Annotated in this window: 9 protein-coding genes; all 9 read left to right on the forward strand. The window is 62.6% G+C overall.

The window, feature by feature from the left end; translation table 11 throughout:
- The 9 genes from BK659_RS16710 to tagQ all read left to right on the forward strand — a co-directional run bounded on the left by BK659_RS16710 (position 1) and on the right by tagQ (position 13,855).
- Positions 1-1,299, forward strand: coding sequence for a DotU family type VI secretion system protein (locus BK659_RS16710; protein ID WP_123426127.1), 1,299 nt, complete (start codon positions 1-3; stop codon positions 1,297-1,299).
- Positions 1,296-4,796, forward strand: coding sequence for a type VI secretion system membrane subunit TssM (gene tssM, locus BK659_RS16715; RefSeq protein WP_123426128.1), 3,501 nt, complete (start codon positions 1,296-1,298; stop codon positions 4,794-4,796). The genes BK659_RS16710 and tssM overlap by 4 nt, the downstream gene beginning before the upstream one ends.
- Positions 4,793-5,443 carry a type VI secretion system-associated protein TagF gene (tagF, locus tag BK659_RS16720; RefSeq protein ID WP_123426129.1) on the forward strand — a complete coding sequence of 217 codons (651 nt, stop codon included), beginning with the start codon at positions 4,793-4,795 and terminating at the stop codon, positions 5,441-5,443. The genes tssM and tagF overlap by 4 nt, the downstream gene beginning before the upstream one ends.
- The gene (locus BK659_RS16725) at positions 5,444-6,175 is read left to right on the forward strand and encodes a PP2C family protein-serine/threonine phosphatase (RefSeq protein WP_185015403.1); all 732 of its coding nucleotides are present in this window, start codon (positions 5,444-5,446) and stop codon (positions 6,173-6,175) included. It begins immediately after the preceding gene.
- A complete protein-coding gene (locus BK659_RS16730) occupies positions 6,172-9,207 on the forward strand; it encodes a serine/threonine-protein kinase (RefSeq protein ID WP_123426130.1) in 3,036 nt (1,011 codons plus the stop codon). The genes BK659_RS16725 and BK659_RS16730 overlap by 4 nt, the downstream gene beginning before the upstream one ends.
- The gene (locus BK659_RS16735) at positions 9,207-9,923 is read left to right on the forward strand and encodes an ABC transporter ATP-binding protein (protein WP_123426131.1); all 717 of its coding nucleotides are present in this window, start codon (positions 9,207-9,209) and stop codon (positions 9,921-9,923) included. The genes BK659_RS16730 and BK659_RS16735 overlap by 1 nt, the downstream gene beginning before the upstream one ends.
- Positions 9,923-11,119, forward strand: a complete 1,197-nt coding sequence (locus tag BK659_RS16740) for an ABC transporter permease (protein WP_123426132.1) — start codon at positions 9,923-9,925, stop codon at positions 11,117-11,119. Before BK659_RS16735 ends, BK659_RS16740 begins: the two co-directional genes overlap by 1 nt.
- On the forward strand, positions 11,112-12,839 hold the full coding sequence (locus BK659_RS16745) for a formylglycine-generating enzyme family protein (protein WP_123426133.1): 1,728 nt from the start codon (positions 11,112-11,114) through the stop codon (positions 12,837-12,839). Before BK659_RS16740 ends, BK659_RS16745 begins: the two co-directional genes overlap by 8 nt.
- Positions 12,840-12,925: 86 nt before the next feature.
- Positions 12,926-13,855 (forward strand): type VI secretion system-associated lipoprotein TagQ, encoded by a 930-nt coding sequence (gene tagQ, locus BK659_RS16750; protein WP_123426134.1) that lies wholly within the window; start codon positions 12,926-12,928, stop codon positions 13,853-13,855.
- Positions 13,856-14,129 lie beyond the last annotated feature (274 nt).

Consider the following 14,129-nt stretch of genomic DNA (forward strand, 5'->3'; position numbering starts at 1 on the left):
ATGAATAACGACGATCGTACCCAGTTCATGCCGACACCCGGTGGCCGTGGCGCCGAACCGGCCCGCCCGGACCCTGGTCGCGCCCAGCCCGCGCCGCTTTCGATGCCGGCCGCGCCGGTGTTGACCGGCAAAGCCGAAGGTCTCAACCCCCTGGAGAGCGCCGCGGGTCCGCTGCTGGCTTTGCTGACCCGCTTGCGCAACACCATTGCCCACCCGGCACCGGCGAGCCTGCGGGCGCAATTACTGGCCTACCTGCGCCAGTTCGAGGAACGCGCCGAGGCCGCCGGTGTGGTGCGCAACGATGTGTTGCTGGCCCGCTACGCATTGTGCACCGCCCTGGATGAAGCGGTGTTGAGTACGCCGTGGGGCGGCACCGGCGACTGGGGCAAGCAGAGCCTGCTGATCACCGTGCATAACGAGGCCTGGGGCGGCGAGAAGGTGTTCCAGCTATTGGAACATTGCCTGCAAAGCCCCCGCGAACGTTTGTATCTGTTGGAGCTGTTGTACCTGTGCATGTGCCTGGGTTTCGAAGGGCGTTATCGGGTCATAAATGACGGTCGCAGCCAACTGGATGCCTTGCGTGAGCGCACCAGTGCGGTCATCCGCAGCGCCCGTGGCGAATACGAGCGTGAACTGTCGCCCCATTGGCGCGGCGTTACCGTGGCGCGCGACCGGCTGGCGCAATTCATGCCGCCATGGATCGCGGTGGCCATCGGTGTGGCGTTGCTGCTGGCCCTGTTGTTCGGCCTGCGCTTGAAACTGGCCGCCGATGCCGAGCCGGTGTTTAAAAACATCCATGCGCTGGGCGAAATCCCGGTGCAGGCCATCGACCGTCCGGTGGTGCAACCGAAACTGATCGAGCGTCCTCGCCTGGCAGGCTTCCTTGCCGATGAAATCAAGGCCGGGCGGGTCTCGGTGGAAGACGCCGTTGACCGTTCAGTGGTGACCATCCGTGGCGATGAACTGTTCGCCTCGGGCAGCGCCAGCATCATCGACAACTTTCAGCCATTGATGCTGCGCATCGCCGATGCCCTGCGCAAGGTCAAGGGCCAGGTCCGCGTGACCGGCCACAGCGACAATCGCCCGATTGCCACCCTCAGGTTTCCATCGAACTGGGCTTTGTCCGAGGCGCGGGCCACTTCGGTGCTGCAAATCCTTTCGGCCAAGACCGGCCAGCCCGAGCGCTTCAGCGCCGAAGGCCGCAGTGACACCGAGCCGTTGGCCTCGAACGCTACGACCGAGGGGCGCGCACGCAATCGTCGGGTCGAAATCACAGTGTTGGCGGAGGGAGTCGAGTGAAGGCGTTTTTCAGTTTTATCACCCGCTGGGTCATTCCGTTGCTGGGGCTGATCGCCCTGAGCCTGATCATCTGGTTTGTCGGGCCGCTGCTCGAATTCCTGGTGCCCGAAGGCCGGCGCTGGGCGCTGATCATTCTGCTGTTCGCGGTGTGGATCGCCTACCGGCTGTTTCGCATCATCCAGGCCCGCCGTCAGGCCGCCGAAGTCATGCGTAGCCTGGCGGCGCAAACCCCGCCGGACCCGACCAGCATCGCTACGGCCGAAGAGCTCGAAATCCTGCGTCAACGTATGGACGAAGCCCTGGCGCTATTGAAGAAAGCCAAGCTGGGCGGCGACGAGCGACGCAATCTCTACGAATTGCCGTGGTACGTGATCATCGGCCCGCCGGGTTCGGGCAAGACCACGGCGCTGGTCAACTCCGGTCTGCATTTTCCGTTGGCTGCGCAGTTGGGCGCAGGTGCGGTGCGCGGCGTCGGCGGTACGCGCAATTGTGATTGGTGGTTTACCGACCAGGCCGTGATGCTCGACACCGCAGGCCGCTACACCACTCAGGACAGCGACGCGACAGTCGACAAGGCCGCCTGGCTGGGCTTTCTGGGTCTGTTGAAAAAACAGCGGGCCCGTCGCCCGATCGATGGTGCATTTATCGCTATCAGCCTCTCCGACCTGTTGCTGGGCAGCGACGCCGAACGCGCCGCCCATGCCGCTGCGATACGCCTGCGCATTCAGGAGCTGTATACCCAATTGGGCGTGCGCTTCCCGATCTACCTGATGCTGACCAAACTCGATCTGGTGCCTGGGTTCATGGAGTATTTCGACACCCTGAGCAAAGAAGAGCGAGCCCAGGTCTGGGGCATGACCTTCGCTCTGGATGACGGCAAAAGCAATGACAGCCCGCTGGCCCATCTGCAAAGCGAATTCGCCGGTTTGGAGCAACGCTTGAACGATCGACTGGTGGAGCGTTTGCAGCAGGAACGCGACCCGGCGCGACGCGATCTGATCTACGGTTTTCCACAGCAGTTCGGCGCGTTGAAGGATTGCCTGCAAAGCTTCCTTGAGGGTGTGTTTAAACCCAACGCCTTTGAAGAGCGAGTGCTGTTGCGCGGGGTGTATTTCACCAGCGGCACTCAGGAAGGCAGTCCGATTGACCGGCTGATCGGCTCTATGGCCCAGAGCATGAACCTGGACCGCCAGCACCTGGCGCGCCAGACCGGCACCGGGCGCAGTTACTTCATCGAAAGACTCTTCACTGCCGTGGCCTTTGCCGAGCGAGGGCTGGTGGGGGTCAACCCGAAAGTCGAACGCCGACGCAAGTGGATCGCCCAGGGCGTGCTGGCCTCGACCGTGGCCTTGGTGCTGGTGGTCGGGACCTTGTGGTGGGTCAGCTACCGCGCTAATCAGGCGTATATCGCGCAAGTCGATCAGAAAGTCGTGCCCCTGGGCCAGGCCGTGCAGAACCTCAGCCCGGCACAGAGGGACGTGCTCGCAGTGTTGCCCTTGCTCAACGCAGTGAAGCACTTGGCCGATGATGCGCCGAACTGGGCCGAAGGCCTGGGTCTGTATCAGGGCTACATGCTTGAAGCCGAGTCCGGCAGTGTCTATCGAAAGCTGTTGATCGCGGTCTTCGCGCCGCGCTTGCTCACGCGTATCGAAGAGCAACTGCACGGCGGCGGCAATTCGGACTTCCTTTACGAAGGCTTGAAGGCCTACCTAATGCTCGCCGACAGCGAGCATTACGATGCTGACTTCATCAAGGCATGGATCGCCCTGGACTGGGACCGCAGCCTGCCGCGCGACTTGCCGGCCGAGCAGCGCGTAGCCCTCGGGGAACACTTGCAGGCGCTGTTCGAACGCCATCCACCCACCGCACGTCTCGACCCAAGCCTGATCGACGATTTGCGCCGGCAGTTGCAACAACTGCCGGTGGCCCAGCGTGTCTACGACCGGATCAAACGGCAGCAACTGCCGGACGGCATCCCGGACTTTCGTCTCAACGAAGCGGCCGGACGCGATGCGGCGCTGGTGTTCAGCCGCAAGAGCGGCAAGCCGTTGGGCGACCCCTTGAGCGGCTTCTTCACCGCCAAGGGTTATCGCCAAGGGTTTTTGCTCACCAGCCTGAACCAGACCGGCACCCTGGCTGAGGAGCAGTGGGTGCTCGGTCACGACCAGGCAGAACAGCAGAACGTCGCCAGCCTGGCCGCCGACGTGCGTCGCCTGTATTTCCAGGATTACCAGCGCCAGTGGGACGCCTTGCTGGCTGATATCGACTTCGTGCCGATTACCGGCGTGGCCCAGGCCGCCGATGTGCTGCGGGTGATTTCCGGGCCGACTTCACCGTTGAAAAAACTGCTGGTGGCGGTGGCGAAGGAAACCGACCTGCAACAGGAAGAACGCCTGCTGGCCGCCAAGGGCGCGCCGGTGGAGGGCGGGGTCGACAAGCTCAAGGAGCGCCTGGGCACCTTGCTCGGCCAGGAGCAGGCGACGCAAAACACACCTGAGGCCAGTGACGATCCAATCACCGCGCATTTTGCCGAACTCAACCGCATCGTCAGCAAGAACGAAGGCGAGCCGGCGGCCATCGATGGCCTGTTGGCCGACATGAACGCCCTGTATGTGCAGGTCAGCGCCATGGTCGGCGCCAGCGGCGACGCCTTGCTTGGCGAAGCCAAGAACCAGGCCGCAGCGGCCGCGACACGGGTCAGCCTCAACGCCGAGCGTCAACCGGCGTTGGTGCAGGGCCTGGTCAAGTCGGTGGTCAACTCCACCACCAATAGCATGATGGGCGGGGTACGCAATCAACTGAACGCGGCCTGGACCAGCGAAGTGGTGAACATCTATCGTCAGTCCCTGGCCGGGCGTTATCCGATGTCGCCAGGCAGTGCGCGAGACGCGACTCTCGACGACTTCGGCCAGTTCTTCGGCGTGGGCGGGGTGATGGACAACTACTTCCGCAAGTACCTGCAGCCGTATGTGGATACCTCGACCCAGGCCTGGCGCTGGCAACCGGGCGCCGCGCAGAAGCTCGGCATCGCCCCGGGCGTGCTGCAGACCTTCCAGCGGGCAGCGACCATCCGGGATGCATTTTTCCGTTCCGGCGGCACCCAGCCGATGGTGCGCTTCGAACTCAAACCAGTGGCGATGGACGCCAGCATCACCCAGTTTTTACTTGACCTCGATGGTCAGCAATTGAGCTACGACCACGGCCCGAGCCGTCCGACCGCCATGCAATGGCCCAACGCTGGCAGCATCGGCGTGGTGCGGATCTCGATCATGCCGCCCACGGCCAGTGGTCGATCCGGCATCACCCTGGACGGTCCCTGGGCCTGGTTCCGCCTGCTCGAGCAATCGGACCTGACCGCCGGCAACTCGCCGGATCGCTTCAACCTGCGGCTGCGGGTCGACGGCGCCAGCGCCTCTTACGAGCTGCGGGCCAACAGCGCCTTCAACCCGTTCAAGAGCCGTGTGCTCAGTGGTTTCAGCCTGCCGGAGCGGTTATGAGCACTCCGGGTTTCTATGGAAAGTTGGCCAGTCGCGGGGACTTTGTCAGCCGTGGCTTGCCGCAGAGTTTTATCGGCCCCTGGGATTCATGGCTTGCGGCGGGTTTGCTCGCCAGCCAAAGCCTCGGCGACCGTTGGCTGAATGCCTATCTGGTCAGTCCGTTGTGGCGTTTTATGGTCGCGCCCGGTGTGTGTGGGCCGCAGGCCGTCGTGGGGGTGGTGATGCCGAGTGTCGATCGGGTTGGCCGATATTTTCCGCTGACCGTCGCGGTGCTGCTGGAACACGACGCCGATCCGGCATCGGTGGTCGGCGGTTCGGATGCCTGGTTTGAACAGGTCGAGCAATTGATGTTGAGCACCTTGAGCGTGGAGGCGAGCTTCGAAGCCTTCGGTGCAGGGCTGGAGACGCTGGGTAGCCCGGCGTACCTGCGGCGCACCCCGAGCAGCCGTTTTGCCGGTCTGCACCGCTTTGATGTCACCGATCCGCAGGCGCGAATGACCGCCCTCGCCGAACAGGCCTGCGAAGGGGCCAGTGTGTGGTGGGGCCAGGGTTCGGAGCGCATCGCGCCCGGTTTATTGCGGTGCCAGGGCTTGCCGGCCGCCGCTGATTTTGCGCAATTTTTGCTCGGCCAAGAAGGTGTTGTGTAGATGTGTGCAAGCGTTGGAAAGATCTTCAAGTCTGCAAGCAAAAGTCATGTCGGCATGGTCCGCCAGGTTAACGAAGACGCTTGCCTGGACATGCCGCAAAAAGGCCTGTGGGTGGTCGCCGATGGCATGGGCGGGCACGCGGCGGGCGACTACGTCAGCAGTCTGATTGTCGACAGTCTGCGTAGCATTGCCGTGGGCCGTTCGCTGGATGAGTACGCCGCGGCGCTGAAAACCGATCTGCTGCGGGTCAACGCCGCCGTGCGTGAAGAAACTGCCAACCGCAGCGTGACCATGATGGGCAGCACGGTGGCGGTGCTGGCGGCTCGTGATTTGCGCGGGGTGTGCCTGTGGGCGGGCGACAGCCGCTTGTATCGCCTGCGTGACGGCCGGCTCAAACGCATCTCGCGAGACCACAGTTACGTCCAGGATCTGCAAGACAGCGGCTTGCTCAGTGAAGCCGAAGCCCGGGTACACCCGCGGTCCAATATTGTCACCCGCGCCATCGGGGTACAGGCACAGCTGGAGCTGGCGATGGTCGAGCTGCTGTTGAAGCCCGGCGACAGTTACCTGTTGTGCAGCGACGGGCTGAACAAGACCGTTGAAGATCATGAGATCCGCGAGGTGCTGAGCCACGACGAGCCTGGGGAAATCGCCAGCAGCCTGGTGTCTCTGGGCCTGATGCGCGGCGCTCCGGACAACATCACGATCATCGTCGTGAAGGTGCCTGCATGAACCTCACTGCGAACATGTTGATCCCTGGCTACGACATCGACGGTGAAATCGGCGAAGGCGCCATGGCCAGTGTTTACCTGGCGACCCAGCGCTCGCTGGAGCGCAAGGTGGCGTTGAAGGTCATGGCCGCCGCGCTGGCAGCCGACCCGAGTTTCTGCGAGCGTTTCCTGCGCGAAGGCAAGACTCTGGCGCGCCTGTCTCACCCGCATACGGTCACCATCCATGACATCGGCAATGTCGGTGAGCTGTATTACATGGCCATGGAGTACCTGCCCAACGGTACGCTCAAGGAGCGCATCGCCGCCGGCCTGACGCCGGAGCAGGGCCTGATCTACATCCGCCAGATCGCCTCGGCCCTGGGTTATGCCCATGGGCTGGGGCTGGTTCATCGCGATGTCAAACCGGCGAACATTCTGTTCCGCGCCGATGGCACGGCGGTGCTCTCGGACTTCGGCATCGCCAAGTCCCTGGACGACCGCACCCAATTCACCCAGGCCGGTTTCGCCGTCGGCACGCCCAGCTACATGAGCCCGGAACAGGCGCGCGGCCAGGACATTGACGGTCGGGCCGATCTGTATGCCCTGGGCGTGGTGCTCTACGAAATCCTTGTCGGCAAACTGCCGTATACCGGCAACGACGCGCTCTCCACGGCCCTGGCGCATTTGACCGAACCGTTGCCGGAGCTGCCGGTGCACCACGGCCGTTATCAAGAGGTGCTGCGCAAGCTGTTGGCCAAGGATCCGGCCGAGCGTTTCCCGAATGCAAAAGCGCTGTTGCAGGCGCTGGATAATCTGCCGCGCGAATCGGTTGAAGCGACAACGATCCGGCCGTTGCCAATTCCAGCGGGCAATGACCTGGCGGGACTGACGCCGGTGTCCATCAATATACCGACCAGCCCCGAGCAACAATCTCGATCCAGGCCTGTTGCGCCGGCTATGAAGCCGACGCCGCAATCCACGCTCCCGGAACAACGAAAGGGGCCGGTATTCGCACTCGCCGCCGTCGCGGTAGCCGTAGTACTGGCCTTGGGCGGCGTGGGTTATTGGTGGTTGTCTGGTGACGTTGAAGCGGATGCCAGGACGCCGGTTGTTTCAGTGCCACCGGTCAACACGACACCGGCAGTGGTTGCACCAGAGCCACCCGTAAAGACCCCTGTGGTGACACAAGTCGATGACGGTCAGCGTCCGCTTTTGATGGCCGGCAAAAAAACTTTGTTCCAGCGAGTGCTCAGCAAGCCGGGGGCCAAACTCGCCGGTGAACCGGGGGCCACACCTGGCAAGGCTTTGCCGGCGTTTTCCGTGCTTTACGTCTATCAGCGCAAAGAGGTTGCCGGCAGCCCGTGGCTGCGCGTTGGCACCGCCACCGACGGGCGCAGTGATGGCTGGTTGTCGGCCGAGCAAGTCAGCGACTGGAAGCAAAGCCTGGTGCTCAAATTCACCGAGCGTTCTGGCCGTGCGCCGGTGATGTTCCTGCGTCAGCCCGGTGAAGTAGAGCGGTTGCTGGCCGATCCGCAGGCTGCAAAAAACCTGTTGCTCAAGGCCCAGCAGAATCGCGAAGACAATCAGCAAGTGCTGGCCCTGGAACCGGCCGCCAGCGCGGTGCCGCAAAACCAGTTCTACCTGTTGCCGATCTTCGATTCGCGCGAGAGCTTCGATGAAAACGGCCAGCCGGTGCAGTTGCTGAACGTGGCGTCCATCGACCCCGGCAATGCACCGAAGACCACTGCCGGCAACACCCCGATCAGTGCCGCCAATGCCGACGCGTTTCGCACCGCCGTGGTGTTGGTCGTCGACACCACCGTGTCCATGCAGCCCTACATCGATCAGGTCCGCGACGTGGTACACCAACTGCAAACCCACATCGCCGAGCGCGGCGAGCTGGACAGTGTCAGCTTCGGCCTGGTGGGGTTTCGCAACAGCATCAAGAAAACCCCGGGCCTGGAATACGTCGCTAAAACCTTGATCACCCTGGAACAGGGTCGCGACCCACAGCGCTTCATGGACTTGGCGCGGCAGGTCAAGGCGACCACGGTCTCGAGCCATTCGTTCAACGAAGATGCGTTTGCCGGTGTGATGGAAGCGGTCGAGGGCATGGATTGGTCCGGTTATGGTGGGCGCTTGATTCTGTTGGTCACCGATGCTGGCGCCCTGCGCAAGAACGACCCGTATGCCTCCACACAAATGAACGAGGCCGAAGTACGTCAGGCTGCGCTAGGCAAGCAGATCAAAATCTACGCCTTGCACTTGCTCAGCGACGCTGGCAAGAAAACCCACGCCGGTGCGCAAAGCCAATATCGCACCCTGACGGCCGACGCCAACCCGCAGATCGGCGATCTGTACATTCCGGTACCGGGCGCCGATGTGCGCAAGTTGGGTGAGCGGGTGGACGAGATCGGTTCGGTGTTTGCCGACCTGGTGCATCAGGTGCGCAATAACACGCCGCAAACCGTGCCGCTGCTGAGCGCCGCGCCGAGCCTGACCGACAAATCGGCAGCCGTCGGCTACGCGATGCACATGGACTTCCTGGGGCGTAAAGCCGCCAGCCAGGCGCCACAACTGGTCAGCGCCTGGACCGCCGATCGTGACCTGACCAACCCGGCACTGCCGGCGTTCCAGGTGTGCGTGATGCTGACCAAGCTGCAGCTCAACGACTTGCAGCAATCGCTGAAACTGATCGTCGACGCCGCCCGCAAGACCCAGACCTCGCCGAAGAATTTCTTCCAGGAAATCGCCAGCGCCAGTGCCTACATGAGCCGCGACCCCTCAGCCTTGCGCAAGGGTGGCAACCTGGCCGACGGCGGGGTTCTGGGTGAGTACCTGGAAGGGCTGCCCTACCGCAGCAAGTCGTTGAACATGACCCAGGATTTGTGGCTTTCCCTGAGCGTGGCCGAGCAGGAGGACTTTATCGACGAACTGGACTCGAAAATCCGCCTCTACGAAACCTTCCATAACGACTTGGCCAACTGGGTGCGTTTCGGCGATGCCGAACCGGGTGATGCCTTGTACCGCGTTCCGTTGTCGACGCTGCCGTGATGCTGAACATGAGCGCGGTGCACAAAAGCCGGGGCGCCGGCAGCCAGCGCTACAGCCTGGTGATTCCACGGCTGCAACTGCGTGCCGGTGAACAACTGGCGGTGGTCGGTCCCAGTGGTTGCGGCAAAAGCACGTTGCTCGATTTGTTGGCGCTGGTGCTGGCTCCGGACCAGGCCGGGCAGTTTGATTTTGCGTCCGGCCAAACCACGACGGACATTGCCGGGCTGTGGCGCGCAGATGCGCAAAGCGCCTTGGCGGACCTGCGCAGCCGGCACTTGGGCTACGTGCTGCAAACCGGTGGCCTGCTGGATTTTCTGGACGTGCGCGGCAACATCGACCTGTCGCGCCAACTGCTCGGCTTGAAAGACGACGGCAGCGTGGATCGTCTGGCCGGGGCGTTGGATATCACTGATCAATTGGGCAAAAGACCGTGCGACTTGTCCGTTGGCCAACGGCAGCGGGTGAGTTGCGCCCGCGCCCTGGCACATGGGCCGCGCCTGTTGTTGGCCGATGAACCGACCGCTGCCCTCGATCCGCTCAACGCGGAACGTGTGATGCAGTTACTGGTGACCCAGGCTCGTGAACACAGCGTGTGCTGCGTCGTTGCCACCCACGACGAGGCACTGGCCCGCGCCAGCGGTTTGCAGGTGCGACGCATCAGTTGTCATCGCGACGTCGATGGCGGCGTCACCGCCACCCTTGGGGAGGCTTGCTGATGCGTGGCGCGCTGATGGCTTCCCTGGCTTGGCAGGATTACCGCAACAATGCGTGGCTGTCGGCCTGTTCGGTACTGGCGCTGGTGGCGGTGGTCGCGCCGCTGCTGGTGCTGTTCGGCTTGAAATTCGGCCTGGTCAGCAGTTTGACCGAGCGCCTGGAAAACGACCCGGCCACCCGGGAAATCATTCCCTTGGGTGGCGGCCGATTCAGTGCCGTGTTTATCGAACAGTTGAGCCGGCGCAGTGACGTGGCGTTCGCCTTGCCACGCACCCGGCAGATTGCCGCGACGGCGGATCTGACCGCTGACGTTTCGACGGTGACCGTCGAAATGATCCCCACCGCCGCCAACGATCCCTTGCTTGGCAGTCTGCCGATGCCTCAAGGGCTGGATCAGGTGCTGCTGAGCCAGACCGCCGCCGAAAAACTCGGGGTCAAGGCTGGTGATTGGCTGCAGGCCAGTTTCGGTCGGCAGGTGGCCGGGCGTGGCGAGGCGCAGCGCATTCGTGTCCAGGTGCTGCACGTGCTGCCGCTGGAAGCCTTCGCCCGGGAAGGGTTGTTCGCGCCATTGACGTTACTGGAAGCGGCTGAAGATTACCGGGACGGCCGCGCCGTGCCTGTGTTTGGTTGGCCAGGTGTTGCGGTGGGCGTGACGGAGCAGCGGGTGTATCCGGCGTTTCGCCTGTACGCCCGCAACCTCAATGATGTCGAGACGTTGCGCCAGTATTTCGCTGCGCAGAACCTGCTGGTTTCGACCCAGGCCCAGGCCATCGCCCAGGTGCAATCGCTGAGCCGCAACCTGTCGATCGTGTTCTGGATCATCGCCGGATTGGCCTTGGCGGGAGCGTTCGCGGCGATTTTTGCCGGGGCGCTGGCGGCGGTCGAGCGTAAGCGTCGAGAGTTGTCGGTGTTGCGTCTGCTGGGATTTTCCACGGCGGCGTTGCTGTTATTTGTGGTGATACAGGCACTGTACAGCGCCGGCTTTGCCGCCCTGTTGAGCGCCGGGCTGTATGGCCTGGCGCAATCGGGCCTGAACCATCTATTTGTGCAGATGCCGGGTGAGTACGCCAGCCATCTGCTGGCGCGTCACTACGCGTTGGCCCTGGCGGCAGTATTCGGCGTCAGCGCCGTGGCGGCGGTCTGTGGTGGCTGGCGAGTAGCGCGTATCCAGGCGTGTGAAGGAATCCGAGATGTATAAGTTACTGGGCGCCGCCATGGCGCTGAGTCTGGCCGGCATGGTCTGGGCTGATGAAGGCACCGACAAACTGGACAACCCCAAGCCGTTGCCCGATGACGTCAGCCTGCCGCTGCCGTGCGAAGGGCAGATGGTGTTCCGTTACGTCTACATCCTGGCCCAGGGCAGTCTGGACGATCGCGAGATCAGCCTCGGCTACCCGTTCAGCGAAGGCGAGGCCGGTTATCAGCAGTCGTTCATATCCGGCTATCGCCGGGACTTCATCAATGGCCAGTTCACCCTTAAAGATCTGCCCAAGGACTGGAGCAAAAGCATCACCCCATTGATGCCCAAGACCGACGCCAACACTCCGCTCAAACCGATGTTCTATTTCATCGGCAAATACGAAGTCACCGCTCGCCAATACGCGCAGGTCATGGCCCAGGCACAATCGTTGGCTAGCGGCGAGCCGGCGCCGGCCTGCGAAGCCCTGCAAGCCGAGCTTCCCCAAGGAATGGCCGGGCGTTTGCCCAAGGTGAAACTGTCGCGATTCGAGGCCGAACGCTTCTCGGCGGTGTACAGCGCCTGGCTGATGAAATACCACAAGGACCTGCTGCCGGTGAGCGGTCGCGGCACCTCGGCAGAAGAGGGCGGGCTGGGTTTTGTGCGCTTGCCAACCGAGGTCGAATGGGAATTCGCTGCCCGTGGCGGGCAAGCCGTCAGCCGTCAGGACCTGGAAGGGCGTCTGTTTCCCCGGCGTCTGGACGGCAGCGAAAGCGATGGGCCACTGGCGGACTGGGCGGTCTTCAATCAGGTTGCCGGAGGCACCGGCCAGGCTGCGCGGCTGATGCCGATCGGTACCAAACTGCCCAACCCCATCGGCTTGTTCGATGTGATCGGCAACGCCGCCGAGATGGTCCAGGAGTCCTTCCAGCTCGTGCATGCCGGACGCCGCCAGGGCACCTATGGCGGCTTCGTGGTCAAGGGCGGCAATTACCTGGAAGGCGAGGGCACCTTGTTCACCGGGATGCGTCGCGAGTATCCGCTGTTCGCCGCCGACGGCACCGAGCAAAACAACGAAACCACCGGCTTCCGGGTCGCGATTGGCGCGTTGTCGGCGCCCCGTTCGCGCTACAAGGAACTGTTTGCCCAATGGCAGAAAGAAGGCCGGCTGGCTTCGCTGACCGATGCCATCGACGACGCCCAGGACCCGACCAAACGCCTGGACAGCATCATTGCCGCCAGCGTCGATCCGCGTCTGCAAGCCGAGTTGGGGTTGGTCAACGAAGAGCTCAAGCGCAACGTCTCGCTCATCGCCCAACAGCGCGAAGAGGCGGCCGGCAACCTGATCCAGTCGGCGGCCCTGGTGGCCGAGACCATCAACAACTACAACATTCGCCTGACCAATCTGCACAAGAGTCGTCAGCAGGCCGTGGACGCCAAGGACGAGGCCAGCGCCAAGCTGTTCGCTATGGCTATCGACAACGGCCGCAGCGCGCTGGATGGCGCGGTGGCGATCTACATCGACAACCTGGCGACTGGCACGCGTTACACCGATGTCGTGATCCAGGCGCAGTTTCAACGCATCAAGGAAGAGTTGGAGCGCAAGCCGGTACTGGGCAAAAGCCTGGTGGCGCGCGCGACGTTATTCGTTCGCCATGTCGGTGATTATCGTCAGCAACGACGAGCCGACCCGGCGGCGATATTGAAGGAATTGCTCGCATCGAACGATCAGCGGTCTTGATCGTTTGTAGTACAGCGAGCTTTGGAAGGGACTCAGACGGCGGTGGGCTGTGCTGAGCGGGTCAAACCTTAAAAGAGAACATCACTATGCTTTCCTCTCGTAAACCTTTTGCCTCAGTTTCCAAGCGTCATTTGCTGCTGATTGCCGTCGGCTTCAGCACTGTACTGACTGGATGCGCCACGTCACCGACTTCCAAGGTTGCCTCGAGCACCAAGGTCGAGTACTACCCGAACTGCTACCAGCCGGTGCAGCACCTGCGCGCCACCGATTCGAACATGACCAAGTCGGTGGTTACCGGCGCGGCTGTCGGCGCTGTCGGCGGTGCACTGTTGGGCGCCCTGACCGATTCCGAGAACCGTGGCCGCAATGCCGCCATCGGTGCAGCGGGCGGTGCCCTGGCGGGCGGCGCGGTCGGTTACTACAACGAGCGCCAGAAGCAGATCGCCGATGACAACCAGCGCATCGCGTCCTACGCCTCCGACGTCAACAAAAGCGCCGCCGACATCGACCGCAGCACCGCGTACGCCAAGGCGTCCCAGCAGTGCTATCAGAGCGCGTTCACCAAACTGGTCGCTGACCGCAAAGCCAAAACCGTCAACGATATCGAGGGCCGCAAGCGCCTGGCAGAAATTGTTTCTGGCCTCAAAGAGTCCAACGACCTGATCGTCGCGGTGAACGGTAAAGCCAGCGAAGACCTGAACAACTACACCCAGGCCTACGAAAAAGACCTGCAGCAAGTCGGCGTGCAGCGCACCGACGTGGTCACCGTGGCGACCGCCGATACCACACCGGTCGTGACCCCGACCAAGGGCAAAAAAGCAGTGAAAGCGGCGAAAAAACCGGTGCTGCCAACCGTGCCGAAAGAAGCAGTCACCACCGAGAAAACCCTGCAGACCGCACAAGCCAAACAGGCCGAAAGCAAGCAAGTCGCCAGCGCAGGCGCCACTCAGGTCAACAGCATGTGCAAAAACCCTGACCTGGGCGACTGGGCACCGGTACCTTGCCCGAACGTTTGATTGAGTTTTTGTAGGGCTTTGATCATTCCCACGTGTTGCGTGGGAATGATCTGTACTTGGCGCCATGCGCCGCCATCTCCTGCGCTTGCAAGTGATTCAGCGCTCGTTTCCTCTGGCAACTGCACGTCATCTGCCATTCTGCTTCCATAACGTCGGCCAGGTTCCGCGGCGTATCGGCTGAACAAATGCTCCGCCTTGAAATCAGGGTATTCGCTATCCAGTTCAACCCCTGGATCGAATACAAAATGCTGATGGCTTCAATTCCTTCAAAGGC

This window comes from Pseudomonas brassicacearum (assembly GCF_003732225.1).
In the GTDB taxonomy this organism is placed as follows: Bacteria; Pseudomonadota; Gammaproteobacteria; order Pseudomonadales; family Pseudomonadaceae; genus Aquipseudomonas; species Aquipseudomonas brassicacearum_E.

Coding starts and splice junctions, on each gene's coding strand:
- BK659_RS16730 (WP_123426130.1), top strand. CDS start 6,172: ATGAACCTCACTGCGAACATGTTGATCCCTGGCTACGACATCGACGGT.
- BK659_RS16745 (WP_123426133.1), top strand. CDS start 11,112: ATGTATAAGTTACTGGGCGCCGCCATGGCGCTGAGTCTGGCCGGCATG.
- BK659_RS16710 (WP_123426127.1), top strand. CDS start 1: ATGAATAACGACGATCGTACCCAGTTCATGCCGACACCCGGTGGCCGT.
- tagF (WP_123426129.1), top strand. CDS start 4,793: ATGAGCACTCCGGGTTTCTATGGAAAGTTGGCCAGTCGCGGGGACTTT.
- tagQ (WP_123426134.1), top strand. CDS start 12,926: ATGCTTTCCTCTCGTAAACCTTTTGCCTCAGTTTCCAAGCGTCATTTG.
- BK659_RS16735 (WP_123426131.1), top strand. CDS start 9,207: ATGCTGAACATGAGCGCGGTGCACAAAAGCCGGGGCGCCGGCAGCCAG.
- BK659_RS16725 (WP_185015403.1), top strand. CDS start 5,444: ATGTGTGCAAGCGTTGGAAAGATCTTCAAGTCTGCAAGCAAAAGTCAT.
- BK659_RS16740 (WP_123426132.1), top strand. CDS start 9,923: ATGCGTGGCGCGCTGATGGCTTCCCTGGCTTGGCAGGATTACCGCAAC.